14 protein-coding genes and 2 pseudogenes are annotated in these 13,216 nt (G+C 54.2%); 7 read left to right on the top strand and 9 right to left on the bottom strand.

The annotated features are described in order from the left end of the window. On the bottom strand, window positions 1–597 hold the full coding sequence (locus tag A7D17_RS15370) for an AAA family ATPase (RefSeq protein ID WP_082862035.1): 597 nt from the start codon (window positions 595–597) through the stop codon (window positions 1–3). A 162-nt stretch (window positions 598–759) separates the two neighbouring features. Here A7D17_RS15370 and A7D17_RS24530 point away from each other — a divergent pair. After that, window positions 760–861: pseudogene (locus tag A7D17_RS24530) on the top strand (transposase); the annotation flags it as partial. 182 nt (window positions 862–1,043) lie between these two features. Further along, entirely contained in the window at window positions 1,044–2,939 is a 1,896-nt protein-coding gene (locus tag A7D17_RS15360; protein WP_064509887.1) for a DUF262 domain-containing protein, read from the top strand. 468 nt (window positions 2,940–3,407) lie between these two features. On the opposite strand, the pseudogene A7D17_RS15350 reads toward A7D17_RS15360, so the two are convergent. The 7 genes and pseudogenes from A7D17_RS15350 to A7D17_RS15330 all read right to left on the bottom strand — a co-directional run. Further along, window positions 3,408–3,788 (bottom strand): annotated as a pseudogene (locus A7D17_RS15350) (integrase); the annotation flags it as partial. A gap of 221 nt (window positions 3,789–4,009) precedes the next feature. Next, entirely contained in the window at window positions 4,010–4,210 is a 201-nt protein-coding gene (locus A7D17_RS24185) for a hypothetical protein (RefSeq protein WP_153041967.1), read from the bottom strand. Window positions 4,211–4,247: 37 nt separating this feature from the next. Then, on the bottom strand, window positions 4,248–5,423 hold the full coding sequence (locus A7D17_RS15345) for a site-specific integrase (protein ID WP_064509897.1): 1,176 nt from the start codon (window positions 5,421–5,423) through the stop codon (window positions 4,248–4,250). A gap of 765 nt (window positions 5,424–6,188) precedes the next feature. Beyond that, window positions 6,189–7,175, bottom strand: coding sequence for a hypothetical protein (locus A7D17_RS15340; RefSeq protein WP_064509884.1), 987 nt, complete (start codon window positions 7,173–7,175; stop codon window positions 6,189–6,191). A 67-nt stretch (window positions 7,176–7,242) separates the two neighbouring features. After that, window positions 7,243–7,746 carry a hypothetical protein gene (locus tag A7D17_RS24180; RefSeq protein ID WP_153041965.1) on the bottom strand — a complete coding sequence of 168 codons (504 nt, stop codon included), beginning with the start codon at window positions 7,744–7,746 and terminating at the stop codon, window positions 7,243–7,245. Between the two features lie 57 nt (window positions 7,747–7,803). After that, window positions 7,804–8,667, bottom strand: coding sequence for an ImmA/IrrE family metallo-endopeptidase (locus A7D17_RS15335; RefSeq protein WP_064509883.1), 864 nt, complete (start codon window positions 8,665–8,667; stop codon window positions 7,804–7,806). A gap of 18 nt (window positions 8,668–8,685) precedes the next feature. Beyond that, window positions 8,686–9,006: a helix-turn-helix domain-containing protein gene (locus tag A7D17_RS15330; RefSeq protein WP_026064459.1), complete on the bottom strand. Its 321-nt coding sequence runs from the start codon at window positions 9,004–9,006 to the stop codon at window positions 8,686–8,688. 653 nt (window positions 9,007–9,659) lie between these two features. Here A7D17_RS15330 and A7D17_RS24610 point away from each other — a divergent pair. The 5 genes from A7D17_RS24610 (at window position 9,660) to A7D17_RS23025 (ending at window position 12,583) form a co-directional block, all read left to right on the top strand. Then, window positions 9,660–9,830, top strand: a complete 171-nt coding sequence (locus tag A7D17_RS24610) for a hypothetical protein (RefSeq protein ID WP_162841736.1) — start codon at window positions 9,660–9,662, stop codon at window positions 9,828–9,830. Between the two features lie 416 nt (window positions 9,831–10,246). Next, entirely contained in the window at window positions 10,247–10,684 is a 438-nt protein-coding gene (locus A7D17_RS15325) for a hypothetical protein (RefSeq protein ID WP_064509882.1), read from the top strand. A gap of 36 nt (window positions 10,685–10,720) precedes the next feature. After that, window positions 10,721–11,056, top strand: coding sequence for a hypothetical protein (locus tag A7D17_RS15320; RefSeq protein ID WP_064509881.1), 336 nt, complete (start codon window positions 10,721–10,723; stop codon window positions 11,054–11,056). 31 nt (window positions 11,057–11,087) lie between these two features. Next, window positions 11,088–11,588: a hypothetical protein gene (locus A7D17_RS23030; RefSeq protein WP_082862034.1), complete on the top strand. Its 501-nt coding sequence runs from the start codon at window positions 11,088–11,090 to the stop codon at window positions 11,586–11,588. Between the two features lie 104 nt (window positions 11,589–11,692). Then, window positions 11,693–12,583 carry a MobA/MobL family protein gene (locus A7D17_RS23025; RefSeq protein WP_082862033.1) on the top strand — a complete coding sequence of 297 codons (891 nt, stop codon included), beginning with the start codon at window positions 11,693–11,695 and terminating at the stop codon, window positions 12,581–12,583. 224 nt (window positions 12,584–12,807) lie between these two features. Here A7D17_RS23025 and A7D17_RS15315 read toward each other — a convergent pair whose 3' ends face one another. After that, entirely contained in the window at window positions 12,808–13,200 is a 393-nt protein-coding gene (locus A7D17_RS15315) for a hypothetical protein (RefSeq protein ID WP_064509880.1), read from the bottom strand. Between the last annotated feature and the right edge of the window lie 16 nt (window positions 13,201–13,216).

Raw genomic sequence — 13,216 nt, 5'->3', positions numbered from 1 at the left:
TCAGCTCCAATTCTTGATGATGCTGGACGCTACCTGCTCGGGCGTCTGTGTTGATGTTTCGATCAGGCAATCGGCGATGCTTCGCAGCGAGCGAGCACTCACCTCGTTAGGGTGGGATACCGCATTTGAATAGTCGTCATCAGAATGGGCATAGCGTGAACGGAGCACCGCCTCAGGCGCTTCAAGATGGACATGGCGAACAGCCGATCCAAATCGCGAGCGGAAGTGCTCAACCTGCCGCGCCTTACGAACGGCATCAATGATCCAGCCCTTCGTATCCGGCGCTTGCTCAATGGCCCGGATGGTTACCGGATCAACGACCCATGTGTAGTCCGTCTCAGCATCAAGACGATCGCCGGCCTCTTGAAGCTGCCGGCGAAGCTCGGTTTCGGATAGCGAGGCGTCGGGGATGAAGCTTCTGAGATAGGCGCTTGTGCTGACCTTCTGAAAGCCGAACTCGTTGATGAGTTCAGTGGTGGCTGCTGATTTCCCGACACCAAATGCACCACTCAGTAGAACAATCCTGACTTGATTCATCTCAAAAGCGCCCCCTGCACTTTGACTGACAAACTTTAGGTTGAGGTCTATCTCGCTCAATAATGCTCTATGGAGAGGTTAGTCGACAAGACGGGACAAACAGCCACAACCGCGCTTGCCGGCGAACTTCCCTTTTTTGTTGAGGATGACTATCGACGTCCCCCCCGATTTTGAGTGGCACCCCAGTTTGGAGTCCAATTCCCTACCCCGAGGAGATTGGACGTGAAGAAGCGCTTTACCGAGGAACAGATCATTGGCTTCCTGCGCGAAGCCGAAGCGGGCGTGGCGATCAAGGACCTATGCCGGCGGCATGGCTTCAGCGAGGATCGACCCAAAAAAGCAATCGGCGGCATGACCCCGGCTGCTTATGCCCAACATCTGGCAAACACCGATATCATCAGCCCAGGACTCCAAACCCGACCATTACTCAGGGCGGGGGGACGTCGGTAGGGCCGCGCACTCTCTAAACCGCTGAAAGGCGCAGTAACAAAGGATCTTGGGGATCGATGGACGCAAAAACCAATCAGCTCGACGCTTTGTTCGACGGAAACAAGTTTTACCAAGTGCCGCTGTTTCAAAGGCCCTATGTCTGGGAGGAGAAAGAGAACTGGGAGCCGCTTTGGGAAGATATCCAAGCACTCTTGGACAAGCGGCTTCGCACAGGCAAGGCGCACCCGCACTTCATGGGCGCCATCGTGCTCGAACAGGTGCCCAACCCCGCAGGTTCCATCGAGACACGCCTGGTCATCGACGGCCAGCAGCGCTTCACAACCTTGCAAGTCTTCTTGATGGCTGCGCGTAACCTATGTGCTGCCAAAGGGGCGGAGAAGTTCGCTGGTCGCTTCACTGGCTTGATCGAGAACGCAGCCAACCGGGCAGAGACCGAAGAGGAAAAGTTCAAGCTTTTTCCCACTAACTCCGACCGGCCTGCATTCCGGCTGGTGTGTGAGTGCACTTCCGACGCCGAGGTAGAGCAGGGGGCCAAAGGGAAGCCAGAGCTTCATGGCAGCCAGATCGTTGGCGCCTATCGCTATTTCAGCAAGCACCTGGTCGACTGGGCTGCGGGCAAGCTTGATGACGAGGCCGATGCCGAAGCGCTATCTGGCAAGACGGTTGGGGACCGCCTGGAGTGCATCTGGTTGGTCGTGCAGGATGGCTTACAGCTGGTGGTGATCAACTTGACTGCGGGAGATGAGACGCAAGTCATCTTCGAAACGCTCAATGCTCGCGGCACCGAGCTCCTACCTGCTGATCTGATCAAGAACTATCTGTTCCGCAAAGCTGCGAGGGTAGAGGGTGCGACGGAGAAGTATGTAGAAAAGCTCTACGCCAAGCATTGGGAGCGCTTTGACAGCAAGTTCTGGCGAGAGCCCGTCCAGCAGGGTCGCATCTACCGCCCCCGCATTGACCTTTTCATCAACCACTACCTGTCCATGATGACTCGGGATGAGGTGAAGTCCACCCATCTGTTCAATGCATACAAGAACTTTGTAGATCATGCAGAGGCGGATCCAGAAGCAAGCATTCCGGCTCCCACCACACCTGCGGCCCATATCCAGCAACTCGCTCAATTCGGGGATATCTTCCAGGCGTTCTATGAGCCCAAAGACCATGACGCTTTGGCACTGTTCCTACGCCGTTTGGAAGCGGTAGACACTGCTACGGTCTATCCGTTCCTCCTGTATGCCTACGCGAGCTTGATGCCCGACAACAGGGACGAGTTCGACAAGATCTTAGGCGTGCTCGAAAGCTTCCTGATGCGCCGCCTGATCACCAATTACACGACGAAGAACTACAACCGGCTGTTTGTGGACTTGATCAAGGCCGTTGAGAAGGCGGGCGGAGTGTCCGCAGCCACCGTCGCTGAGCAACTGGGCAAGGGCACTGGCGAGAGCACCAAGTTCCCAACGGATGATGAATTACTCGTGGCGATCTTCGAGCAGGAGCTTTATGGCAGGTTGGCACAGAAGAAGGTACGTGCCGTGCTTGAAGCCTTGGATGCATTCTCCATGTCCAGCAAGAGCGAAGCGATCGCGATGCCATCGAAGCTCACCATCGAGCATGTGATGCCGCAAGCCTGGCTTACCCACTGGCCACTGCCGGAACAAGACCAGGTGGATGAGCTGACCAAGCAGAAGGCCATGGTTCGTAGAAGCGTCATGCTCAACACCTTGGGTAACTTGACCCTGATCACCGGAAAATTCAATTCGTCTTTGCAGAATGCTGCTTGGGCGAACAAGCGCCCGGAGCTCTTGAAGTATTCCAAGATGAACTTGACCCGCTACTTTCATGGGAAGGAAGCCGACGACTGGCACGAGGCGGCAATCCGGATTCGCACTGAGCACCTCTTTGCGCAGTTGCTTCGTATCTGGCCAGCTGCAGGCAAGACGGCGAACAGCTAGGTCTCTCCGAATCATATTTATTGGTCAACGCGAAAGGATGTTCCATCACGCAATCCTTGGGCAATCTGATGCCCAAGGATTGCTCTGCGCAGGCAAGCGGGCATTCCTCATACTAAGTCGCGGTCTCGATCCTCGTCGTTGTGGGATTGATGACGTGTAGTTGGAAGGCGGGCATTGCCGCCCATCGCAGAAGGCGAGTAACAAGATCTTTGGTCCCGTTTTTTTTTGCAACACAGGCGACGACGTTCCGGTCTTCCATGAACACGTAAGGCTCGAAACTGATATGCAGCGATCCTGTCTCGCCTTTGACCTCGACGTGGCCGCTCGGCAAGATCCACCCAGCGTCGATCCCCGACACTTTGATGGACCTAGCGCCCGCCGCCTGGTCGGTCAACTTGCTGCCTTCCAGCTGCACAGCTTCGCCAGATACTGCGCTATGTGCAAAAGCTGCCAGGATTATCCACCCAACTAGGGACACATCTTCGTGCCCTTACGAAGCTTCTCTTTGAACTGACCCCGCTGATACACCGGCAACTGAACGCTAGGTTGATAGAGTGATAGTGCTGCAAGTTGTCTTTGCATGACATTGCCTGACGACTTATGAATGTAGTGGTCTTGCAGCACTGGCACGCTCTTAATAAGCGAATGTCCCGTGAGCAACGCGATGTCCCGAGCTGTGATGCCTGCCGCATGAAGCTCTGTGGCCAGGATGCAGCGGAAGCCATGGAAACCAATGCCTTTGGCAAAGCCTAGATCTTTCAGGTAGTCGCTGAATTGGTTCAAAAGTCCTTGGCTATACCGGCAATTGCTCGCACCGCTCTTCTTGTTCTTGCCAGCAGATAAGTGCGGGAGATGCTAAGCGGCATGCGATTCGCATCGCTCTCTCCGCCCGTGAGAAATACTTGTAAGCTCAATAGGCATTGATTTTTACAGAGCCACGTATGACCTAGCTGAGCACGTAGCCATGAATCAGCCACGCATAGCGATTGCGCTCAAATAGCGGACTTTGAATAGTTTAGAATTTGCAAGGGGAGGAGCGAGGCAAAAGCCTGCTCCCTCCTTTTGGGCAATTAGATATTGAGTGGCTTTGTGACAGGAGATTTCGCGCTCCCGTTACTGGTCGTAGCGTACGCTTTCCCTGCTGCTTGCGCGGCCTGATCGGCGGCATGGAAGTCAACCACCAATCCGGGTGAAGAAAGGGCTGTTCCTACGATCTGAACGTAAATTGCTTCTGCAATACGCGCGGCTTGATCTTGCTGAAAACTGTTCATGGCCCACTCCTTGGTTGTGAGGTGCCAGTGTAGCTGATCACGGATACATCCTCGCCCCCTTCCTCAACCGTTCCTTGAACTGCCCGCGCACATAGCTCGGTAGCTTCACAGATGGCTGATAGTGGCCAAGCGCTTCAACTTGGATCTTCCGAGTGTTCCCAGCCGATTTGTGGACATAGTTGTCCTGCAGAACCGGAGCCTTCTTGTTGAGTGCATGTCCGGTGATGAGTGCAATGTGCTCGACCCGCACGCCCTTGGCATCAAGCTCCGTCGCAAGCGTGTGTCGGAAGGCGTGAGATCCAATGCCTTTGCCAAAGCCAAGCTCCTTCAAATACTTCGCAAACTGATTGACGAAGCCCTGGCTGTAGCGTCCATTCGGCTCGCCGGTCTTGCGGCAGGTGCCAGCCGATAGGTTAGGAAAGAGGCGAGGGTGGCCAGATGCCTTGATGTCGGCCAAGAAGTCGAGGAAGCCCGCCTCGATGAGGCTTGGGTGGATCGGCACTTTGCGGATCGCGCTCTTACCTTTGAGGCTTTGCCGGCTGCGTTTGCCTGCGCTTTGCGCGAGATCTTCGTCCACGGTCTTCTGGATTGAGAAGCACCAAACTCCTTGATCTTGGACGATGTCGGCCACTTTGAGTTGGGCGATCTCGTTGATCCGAGCACCCGTGAAAAGGGCAATGAGCGGGCACCACCAACGGTGCGGATACTTCTTGGCCCAAGGCAGGAAGGTCGCCGGGTTGAAGATCTTCTGAATTTCTTCTTGGGAAAGCAGCCGCTCGGGTTCGTCCTGATCAGCCAGTAGCTCTCCTCTGGCCGGCTTGAACGCATCCATCGGCGAGTGCGGGATGGCACGTGCTTTGACTAAGGTGTTGAAGAAGGACGCGAGGAAGCGCCGGTGCAGTTCTAATGTGGCATTGGCAGGCTGCGCCCGGACCATACGTTGACCTTTGGCGATCAAGGCTTCGACGCTCAACCACTGATGCTTGGGGTTGGTCATGAAGTCTTCGGGTGCCCATCGCAGCAGATCCCACATCTGGTAGATATGCGTGTGATCAATCCGGGCAACGGACGTGTTGCCACTCACACGCTGCAAGATGGCAAGCGTTCGACGATAGGCCTCGATCGTGGTGGTGCGAAGGTTCTGCCGCTCCTTGTCTTTGAGGAAGTCGTCGACCTCTTCAGAGAGGAGTCGCGCCGGGGTGGCAAGGGGCAGGGGTTCTGGATAACGAGTTCCGGATCGGCGAAGTCGTCGCAGCTTTTCATGATGGTCGTAGGTCGCTTGGACCAAGTCTTGAAGGTGAAGCGCGCCGGCTCGGTCTTGAACGACCATATCTGTAAATTCGACTTTGCCGATGCGAATGCTTCGGATGGATAACTGACCTTTGGGCTGTTGCAAATATTGATGAAGTTGGGAGTGTTTAAAGTGCATCTACGATCCAATTATGAGGAGGTAGACGTTTGATAAGGGGAGGGGATTTTCTGTCAATGATAAAATAGGACAGAAATTTCGCGTCAATGATTGTCTAAGGTGGTCTCGCTAATTGTCGTTTAAATAGCTATATTTTTAGCTTTGCTTTTATAAAAGATTTTATCGCAAGGCTATATATTTCAATGATTGTAGCTGTGTAAATGGGCTTGAAACCATCAATGCGCTTGTAGTGTTTAAAAGTAACAAAAGGGTAAAAGTGAGAGATATATCACTAAAACAAAATGAATGATATATAAATGAGATATCGTTTGTCTAATCTTATCTATCTTAAGAAGGAAGTTAGGCAAACCGAATTTCGTCATCCGAAGTCGGCAGCGATGTGTTTGCTTGCGTCGCAGAATTTGAGACATAACTTGGCTGAGATGAGACCTGGTGCGTGGCTGCAAAGCAGAACTCAGGAGTTATCTATTTGCGTGTCGGTTACTACCTCCGGAGCGTCGAGGCATTCGTGCGAGCGCTCGCGGGGGAACCGACGATGCGTGGTTCTGATCACATTCCATTTCTAGGCGCATTTTGAGGCCTGCTGATAATGTTTTTGACGGCGGCAGCGCTTTGCGGATTTGACTGGATACCACTAAAAGATTTGAGAGAGGCTAGGTTGATGCACTCGAAGTCCGGTGTAAGTCCTACGCCGCCCTTGTCATCCACAACAACGATGGCGCCCATTTCGATAAGCTCCGGCAAAAACGCTTTAATGACCATGCGGGGAACCAATTGCCACCCCTCAGCGCTTCCCTGTAATGCCTCACCTACGATCTCTGCGAACCCCTGGCGCGGTCCCCCTAGGCGATGCGAATACTGACGACGTTTGAAGATCTCGCTCAGAATGCATGTCTCATCTAGGTGGTTAAGGGGGAGAGTCGTTGCGCATCCATTATGATAGACCATATAGTGCACCCAGCTGATCTCTTCAACGAGTGCGTTAATATCCCCTTTCGACAGGGATGCAAGTCGTGCCGCTGCTGTGAGTGTATCCGTGTCTTTGTCAAAAGCCTTATATGCATGTATCCCAGCCTTTGCCATTAACCGGCAGGTAAAAGCCAGCAACATGGTGAATTGATAATGGCCACTCGACGATTTCGCCGGTCCCCTTCGCACTGATAGAAGGTGCTCATCTTCGGCAGGGTCTAGTTTCTTGGCCTGAAAAATGGCAACTTTTGCGCACTCGTCATCATGGCCAATGACGAGGCAAAAATCGGCCCCCGTAGCGGTTTCGCTCAATGGCGTCTGGGCCCCGCCGTTCTTCCGAAATGTTCCAAACCGAAAATCCGCGTTGCTGCCTGAGGCTTGACCTTCAAAGGCGGCAAGCAATGGGGCCGCTATCGCCGTTCCGCCTAGGATAGTAGAGGTGTAGCTCTCCTCGTCATAGTCTTGGACGCCTGCAATAGTCTTGGTGCGCTGCATGGTCCAAAGGAGCGCCAAGTGCATGGGGTCGGTTGGCGTCGTCTGAGAAGAGATGTCATCGCTCGATCCCATCGGGAGACCTTAGTCTAAAAACGTGAACATAGCATTGCCACGTCGCAGGAGCGAATCAGCAGTTACGCTACAAGCTCTCTCTATAGATGCGCAACGCGTCGGGGTATCGACGACCAATCGCTTGCAGAAGCTTTCCACCGCCGAAGACGGCGCCCTCACCTTCATCCTGTAAGCATCGGAGCAAACGATCAGACCAGTCAGATGGGATGCATTCTGTCGTGATAATTGGACCGGCTAACAGTGAGCATAGAACGCAGTCTCGTTGTTCCCCTGCACGCCCTTCGTAGCTTCTTAGCGCATCAAGCAATGAGACTTGCGCTTCAAGATCCGAACCCATGAAGACTTCCATGAAGCGAGATCTCTGTCGTTCGTTTTCGAGCGCAAAGGCGATATACCAAGTCCACTCGGCCCAGAAATGTCCTAAGGTCTCAAACCGAGCAGACTCGCTTCCTGCTCGCCAAGCTCGCCAGCTGGTGTCTCCTTCAATAATCACCCCGTCGCCCGCGCGGGTCATACTCATGCCAAACGGCTCGATAGCATCGTTGGCGTCTTGCAAGCTTGGAAAAAACATTTCAGGCCTCCATTGGGTATCCTTTGGTAGGCCAAAAATGAGACTTGTCAAGCGTGTTTAGCCTTTCCACGGCTCCCAAACTCGTGAACGCATGGGCAGCAAGAGGAGGGTTAGGGTGTAGTCGAACTGGTCGGCAGTGATCTTCATCTCTTTGAGACTAAGTCCATCCTCGGCATGCTCGAACCATGCATTGGCCGGAAGCTCCACACCTAATCGCTCGTGGATGATTTGATCGTTGGCCGCTAGAGTTTGAGGGCCAACTGCAACCACGCTTTTGCGCGGACGAAAAAAGGCGCCACCGGCTCTAGCTGACTTGCTCGACACCGACCAATTGATGAAGCCATCGGTATGGGAGACGAGTACAGCACAGTGATCTGTGTGATCAATCCAGCGCAAAGCAGCGGCGGTGAGTGACACGCCATAACGTTCAGCGCAGTCGCCGAGCACTTGGAAGTCTGCGCCACCTTGGGTTCTCTCGCGGAAGTCATCCAGCGGCATGAGTAAGGTCGCAGCGAAGGCGTTGGCCTGTATTTCGATCAACGCCTCTTGCTCCGTCAGGCTCATCATGTCTTGCGTGGCGCACTGAAAGCCGTCGATGCGGTCTTGTCGATGCAGCAGGTAGTGGCCAAGCTCGTGAGCTTGCGTGAAGCGGATGCGACCAGCAGATTTCAATGTCTGGTTGTAAAGCAGCATCCACTTGCTGCGCGTGTCATTCGGGAAAAGTGCGCCTTCAAACGATTTGATGTCTGCCGATTCGATATTGGTGATGGGGTCATCCCAGCGGAAGATCTCTGCTGCCTCTTTGGCCAGAGCAACGACGTCAACTGGAAAGCGGGGGGCCCCATGCGCCGCTGACACCGCATTGAGCAAATGCGTTAGCCGGAAGGCTGCCTTGGAGGGTGTAAGCAAATCCTTTGTCATCGGCCGATCCTTAGCAGGCTAAGACTTCTTGAAGGTTTCCATGATCTTGCGCATCTGCTCTTTGGCTGTCGCGTCAAGCTCTCCGTAGTTCCTAAAGAAGGCCAGGTCCAGGTGCCGCTCTTCAGGACTAGTCGCCTCTTGGTCCAGGAAGTAGGACACATCCATCGAAAGCGCCTTGGCGAGTGACGCGAGCTTCTCAACCGATGGGCGAGGGGAGTCTCTGTTCTCCAGCTCCCACAAGTAGCTCTTGCTCATGTCAGCCGCTGCCGCTAGTGCGTCAAGCGTCATTCCCCTGTCTTTTCTTAAGTTCTTGATTTTATTGCCAAAATTCGTTGTCATCGACTATTCCTCATCGGCCGGCACAGCGCCAGGTGCCACTATACCGAACAAAAAGTTTGACGGCAGCGGAATTTCTAGGCAAGATGACCAAAATCCGCTGCACCGAACAAAAAGTAATGCTAAAAAGACGTGACGCATAGCACATATGCCCTGAGGCTATGCTAGAGTCCAACGCAAAAGGGCCCGACCATTGGTCGAGCCCCTAGATATTTGGAGTCACTGAAATTGCAACACAACATGTAGTGGTCGTAGGAACCACCGCTGCAAAACAAACCTCACACGCATGGCGTCAGTCGGTGAGGTCTTTGAGATTGGCTGCCTCGTAAACAGCCGGAAAAGTATAGCGCCCTCGCAACGGGTGTCAATACACCAGTCTCGAAGTTGTCGGATGAACGCCCTCAACCAAGAGGATCTACGGCCGTGTCTACAACGACCGATACCCCTCGTCCTGGCTACAAGCTCATCTTCAGAGCAGTCATTACTTTGAAGAATGGCAAGAAGCTCCACGCTTCTGCTGCGGGCTTGAAAGCTTGGCCGATCTGGGTCCCTGACGTTTAGTCAGGGAAGGTGCGGGGCAGCGTCTGCTGCCCCGCCTTTAACGGTCAAGATCGGGCGACCTCTTGTGCTTTCTTCTTTAACTACCGAGAACATCAATGGCTACTAATCCACCGAAGGGCGACGGTCACCGCAATGGCGCGGTGCGTAATCGCTCGCAAACGCAGACATCTGCGGGCAATTTCGTCAAGCGCAATACTGAAACTGGGCGCTTCATGGATGTCAAATCAGACAAAGCGCCTTTCAAGGGCGTTCGCAAGGAAAAGTGACGGGTCAAAGGTGGTGCGCGAGCACCACCAATTCGATTATTTGTCCCTCTAAGGAGAAGCGCTTTGCCTAACTTCATCATCAATAAAAATGCCCAGACCAATGGCGATCATGAGGTGCACAACACCACGACCGGGTGCTCCTACATGCCGCAGCCGGTCAACCAAGTCAGTCTTGGTTCTCACGCCACTTGCCAACAGGCTGTAACAAACGCAAAGGCTCGCTGGCCGCAAAATCGGATCAACGGTTGCTACTACTGCGCAAATGCGTGTCATACCAGCTGATGCTTGACCTTAGGGTGTCGGTGTTCACCGGCACCCTTTTGGCTAATGCATTGGAAGGGCTTGTAGCTCGTCGGTTAAAAAAAAGACGGGGCAGTCAGCCGTTCCATCTATTTTCCTGGCTACTAAGGTGACTTATGACCAACTGGTTGGCGCAAGCGGTAATCGGCGGCATCGTGGCTTCAATGGTGATCCATTTGGCGCGTTGGGCTTACGGCAAGGCGATCTTCTGGAATGACCGGGTTGGCCTCGCTATCAATCGAGCTGAGTTGCGGAAGATTGAGCACCTTGGACAGGACAAATTCCACGTCATGCAGTTCCTGCTGGTCCAAGTGCTGTGCTGTTTTGGGATATTGGGCATTGCCATCATGCTTGCCCCACTGGCCTTTATGACGGATGGAGCCAAGTGGATTGCGCCAGGCCTGGGATTGCTTGGCCTATCTATCTACGGATGTGTGATCTATCCCCTTGGCATGATCGTGCGTCTTCGGAAGGGGGCAGCATATATCGAGCGTCAGCGGTCTCTCATCGAGCGAACTGAACGCCGCTTGGAACTCGTTTCAAAAAAGGCCTAGGCTTCCTATCGACGCTTACGGTCACCAGAGCGCGGTATGGGGCTATCGGTCGTCGTAGAAAAAGATATCGCCGGAAAGCTGGAAGTTGCGATCAGCTACGCCGCCTGGCTCCTGGCTCATATTGATCCAACCGAACGGCTTAGCCATGTCGTTCCTGCGGTGCGATTGTTGGGAGAGCATGCCGGCGCTTGGAGGACTCGCGCTGAGCACGACGCCAGTCCGAACAGCATGCAGGTGCCTTACCGGCAAGGTGAGCACCAAGCCCCCATGCTCCTTTCACCGGCCCATCGAGTTAGGCAATCGCTATCCATGGATACGCAGCGAATCGTAGAAGATCTGGTCGTGCTGCTGCGCCGCCGCTGGATCAACTGACACCCAACATGACGTCAACCGGGAGAAATCGATGAGCATTCCCGTACAAGCTTTTGCAGATCGGCTTCCCAATGACCTGTCACCTGGCAGCATCTTTCTGTTCCGAGAGAGTTGGGCAATGTTGGTCAACAATCAGCATGAAGAAGCGGAGCCTGTTCTCGCATTCTTGGTGCTCCAAGGCGAGCGCGCAGGTTCGCTCTTCAAAGTAGGAGAGGGCATGATTCGATGTCTGACTCTGGCCGAACCGTTCGGATGGTTCGCATCAGTGAAAGAGGGGGTGCTCCCGGCGCATGACGTGGTGGATACTGCATCACTCTCACTCACGTCAGATGGACCGGTCGTTGTTGGTCAGATGCCTAGCCAATGGGGAGACGGCGAAAAGATCGCTTTTGGCATGCATGGACAGCCCCTTGGTGACCATCCCCGTGGTGCGGTCAAGCGCTTTGCTACATGGAGTGTTGAGCTTTGTCATCCCGCCCAGCCTTTCGTGAGCTTGGGGCGGATCTTTGAGGTCGATCGAAGTATGTCCTGATTCCATAACAGGCAAAGTAGAACGCTCGAAAATAGCTGTCTTACGCTCTTGAGCCTTGCTAAATCTTGAGTCAGAACTGATGAACTCTGACTCAGGAAACACACATGGCCATCTATCACACCCGCATCAAAACTTACAGCCGAGCCAAAGGGCATTCGGCGCTTGCCGCAGCGGCATATCGCGGTGGTTATCTGCTCACCGATCCCACCTCAGGTGCTCGTCACGACTATAGGGGTAGGGCAGGCATCATCCAGTCGCGTTGCCTGGCGCCAACTGGTTCGCCGGCATGGGCCGATGACCCGCAAGCACTTTGGGCCGCTGCAGAAGCTGCAGAGCGACGCTGCAACAGCACCGTCTGCCGAGACTTCGCCATCGAGTTGCCGCACGAACTCGATAACTCCCAGCGTTGGGAGTTGGTGCTCGATATCGCTAATCGCCTGATTGAGCGCTTTGGCTTTGCGCTGCAAGCGAGTCAGCATCGCCCGACCAAAGATGATCCGCGCTACTTCTATGCGCATCTACTCGCCACGACTAGACGGATGGAAGCATCGGGAATGACGGCGAAAACGCGTGTGCTAGACGGGCGCATGAATGGCAAGGAGGAAGTTGAGTGGATCCGCGCCATGATCGCTGATCGGATCAATGCACACCTTGCCCAAGCTGGCATTGGCAAATCGGTTGAGCATCGGCCCTTGACGGAACGTTTAGAGGCGACGCGAGGCAACGGGATCTATGTCCAAGGCCAGGAAGGCTTTGAGCAGCTTCTGTCCCGCTACCGCCAAGAGGGGCGACTGTTGAGAGTGCCGGATGGCCACGCGGCGGAACAGGTCCAGCGAGAGCGTCATGGGCCGGACATGGACACTTCTGCTGATGAGACTTCGCTCGCGAAGATGCCTATCAGGCCGGCATCCGTTGGCAGACTCAGTTCAAGTAGGGACGACGAAGTTCTGTCAGCAAACCAAGAAGATCGAAGCGGCCATCAAGATACGCATTGAGGGCGTCTGCCATGTGCTGGTCAACGCCAAAGCCAGCTGCGTTTTGTTGGGCGATCCAGCCTTCAACATGAGCTTGGCGGAGTTGATGTTCTTGCTGATCGAGGGGCACAGCGGGGGAGTGGACGGCAGAAGACATAATGACGAATCCAATGTTGAGGTTCTTCGATTCGTAGCAGAGAAGTCTTCGCCGTCAAGCCCAGTCGCCTATCCCAATGGTCGCTCGGTTAGAGCTTCAATTTTTCGTTGACCGCCTGACTGACCAACTCATACCACTTGTTCATCTCCGTCTCGTTGCCAAACTTGATGGTCCACACCGGTTGATCGATATCTTTGACATTGAGCGTCAGCGTGCCTTCGCGGTTGTAGTTATGCCAGTGCTTTTCCCAGGACCGCACATCGCTCAGCGCATACGCCTTGATGCGACTGCCGGCTTTGAACTTGATCATGGCGCGTGCTGTAGACACAGCAATGCGCGTGTTCTTGTAGCCATAAAACCGCTGGAAGTCATGGTCAAAGGTTGCGTTGTCGCTGCGCGTTTTCACCGTTTTGGCAAGCACCAAGAAGATTGCGGCGCAGCCAGCGAAGAAGACCAGGGTAAGAAAAGTGCCGACCGTCATGTGAGTTCCTGAGGAA

The sequence above is a fragment of the Xanthomonas floridensis genome, from assembly GCF_001642575.1.
Taxonomy (GTDB): Bacteria; Pseudomonadota; Gammaproteobacteria; order Xanthomonadales; family Xanthomonadaceae; genus Xanthomonas; species Xanthomonas floridensis.
This window is presented reverse-complemented; position numbering and strand designations above follow the sequence as displayed.

Excerpts from the sequence above, each read along its gene's own strand:
- A7D17_RS15360 (WP_064509887.1), top strand. The coding sequence starts at position 1,044 with ATGGACGCAAAAACCAATCAGCTCGACGCTTTGTTCGACGGAAACAAG.
- A7D17_RS24185 (WP_153041967.1), bottom strand. The coding sequence starts at position 4,210 with ATGAACAGTTTTCAGCAAGATCAAGCCGCGCGTATTGCAGAAGCAATT.
- A7D17_RS15340 (WP_064509884.1), bottom strand. The coding sequence starts at position 7,175 with ATGGGATCGAGCGATGACATCTCTTCTCAGACGACGCCAACCGACCCC.
- A7D17_RS24180 (WP_153041965.1), bottom strand. The coding sequence starts at position 7,746 with ATGTTTTTTCCAAGCTTGCAAGACGCCAACGATGCTATCGAGCCGTTT.
- A7D17_RS15335 (WP_064509883.1), bottom strand. The coding sequence starts at position 8,667 with ATGACAAAGGATTTGCTTACACCCTCCAAGGCAGCCTTCCGGCTAACG.
- A7D17_RS15330 (WP_026064459.1), bottom strand. The coding sequence starts at position 9,006 with ATGACAACGAATTTTGGCAATAAAATCAAGAACTTAAGAAAAGACAGG.
- A7D17_RS24610 (WP_162841736.1), top strand. The coding sequence starts at position 9,660 with ATGGCTACTAATCCACCGAAGGGCGACGGTCACCGCAATGGCGCGGTG.
- A7D17_RS15325 (WP_064509882.1), top strand. The coding sequence starts at position 10,247 with ATGACCAACTGGTTGGCGCAAGCGGTAATCGGCGGCATCGTGGCTTCA.
- A7D17_RS15320 (WP_064509881.1), top strand. The coding sequence starts at position 10,721 with ATGGGGCTATCGGTCGTCGTAGAAAAAGATATCGCCGGAAAGCTGGAA.
- A7D17_RS23030 (WP_082862034.1), top strand. The coding sequence starts at position 11,088 with ATGAGCATTCCCGTACAAGCTTTTGCAGATCGGCTTCCCAATGACCTG.
- A7D17_RS23025 (WP_082862033.1), top strand. The coding sequence starts at position 11,693 with ATGGCCATCTATCACACCCGCATCAAAACTTACAGCCGAGCCAAAGGG.
- A7D17_RS15315 (WP_064509880.1), bottom strand. The coding sequence starts at position 13,200 with ATGACGGTCGGCACTTTTCTTACCCTGGTCTTCTTCGCTGGCTGCGCC.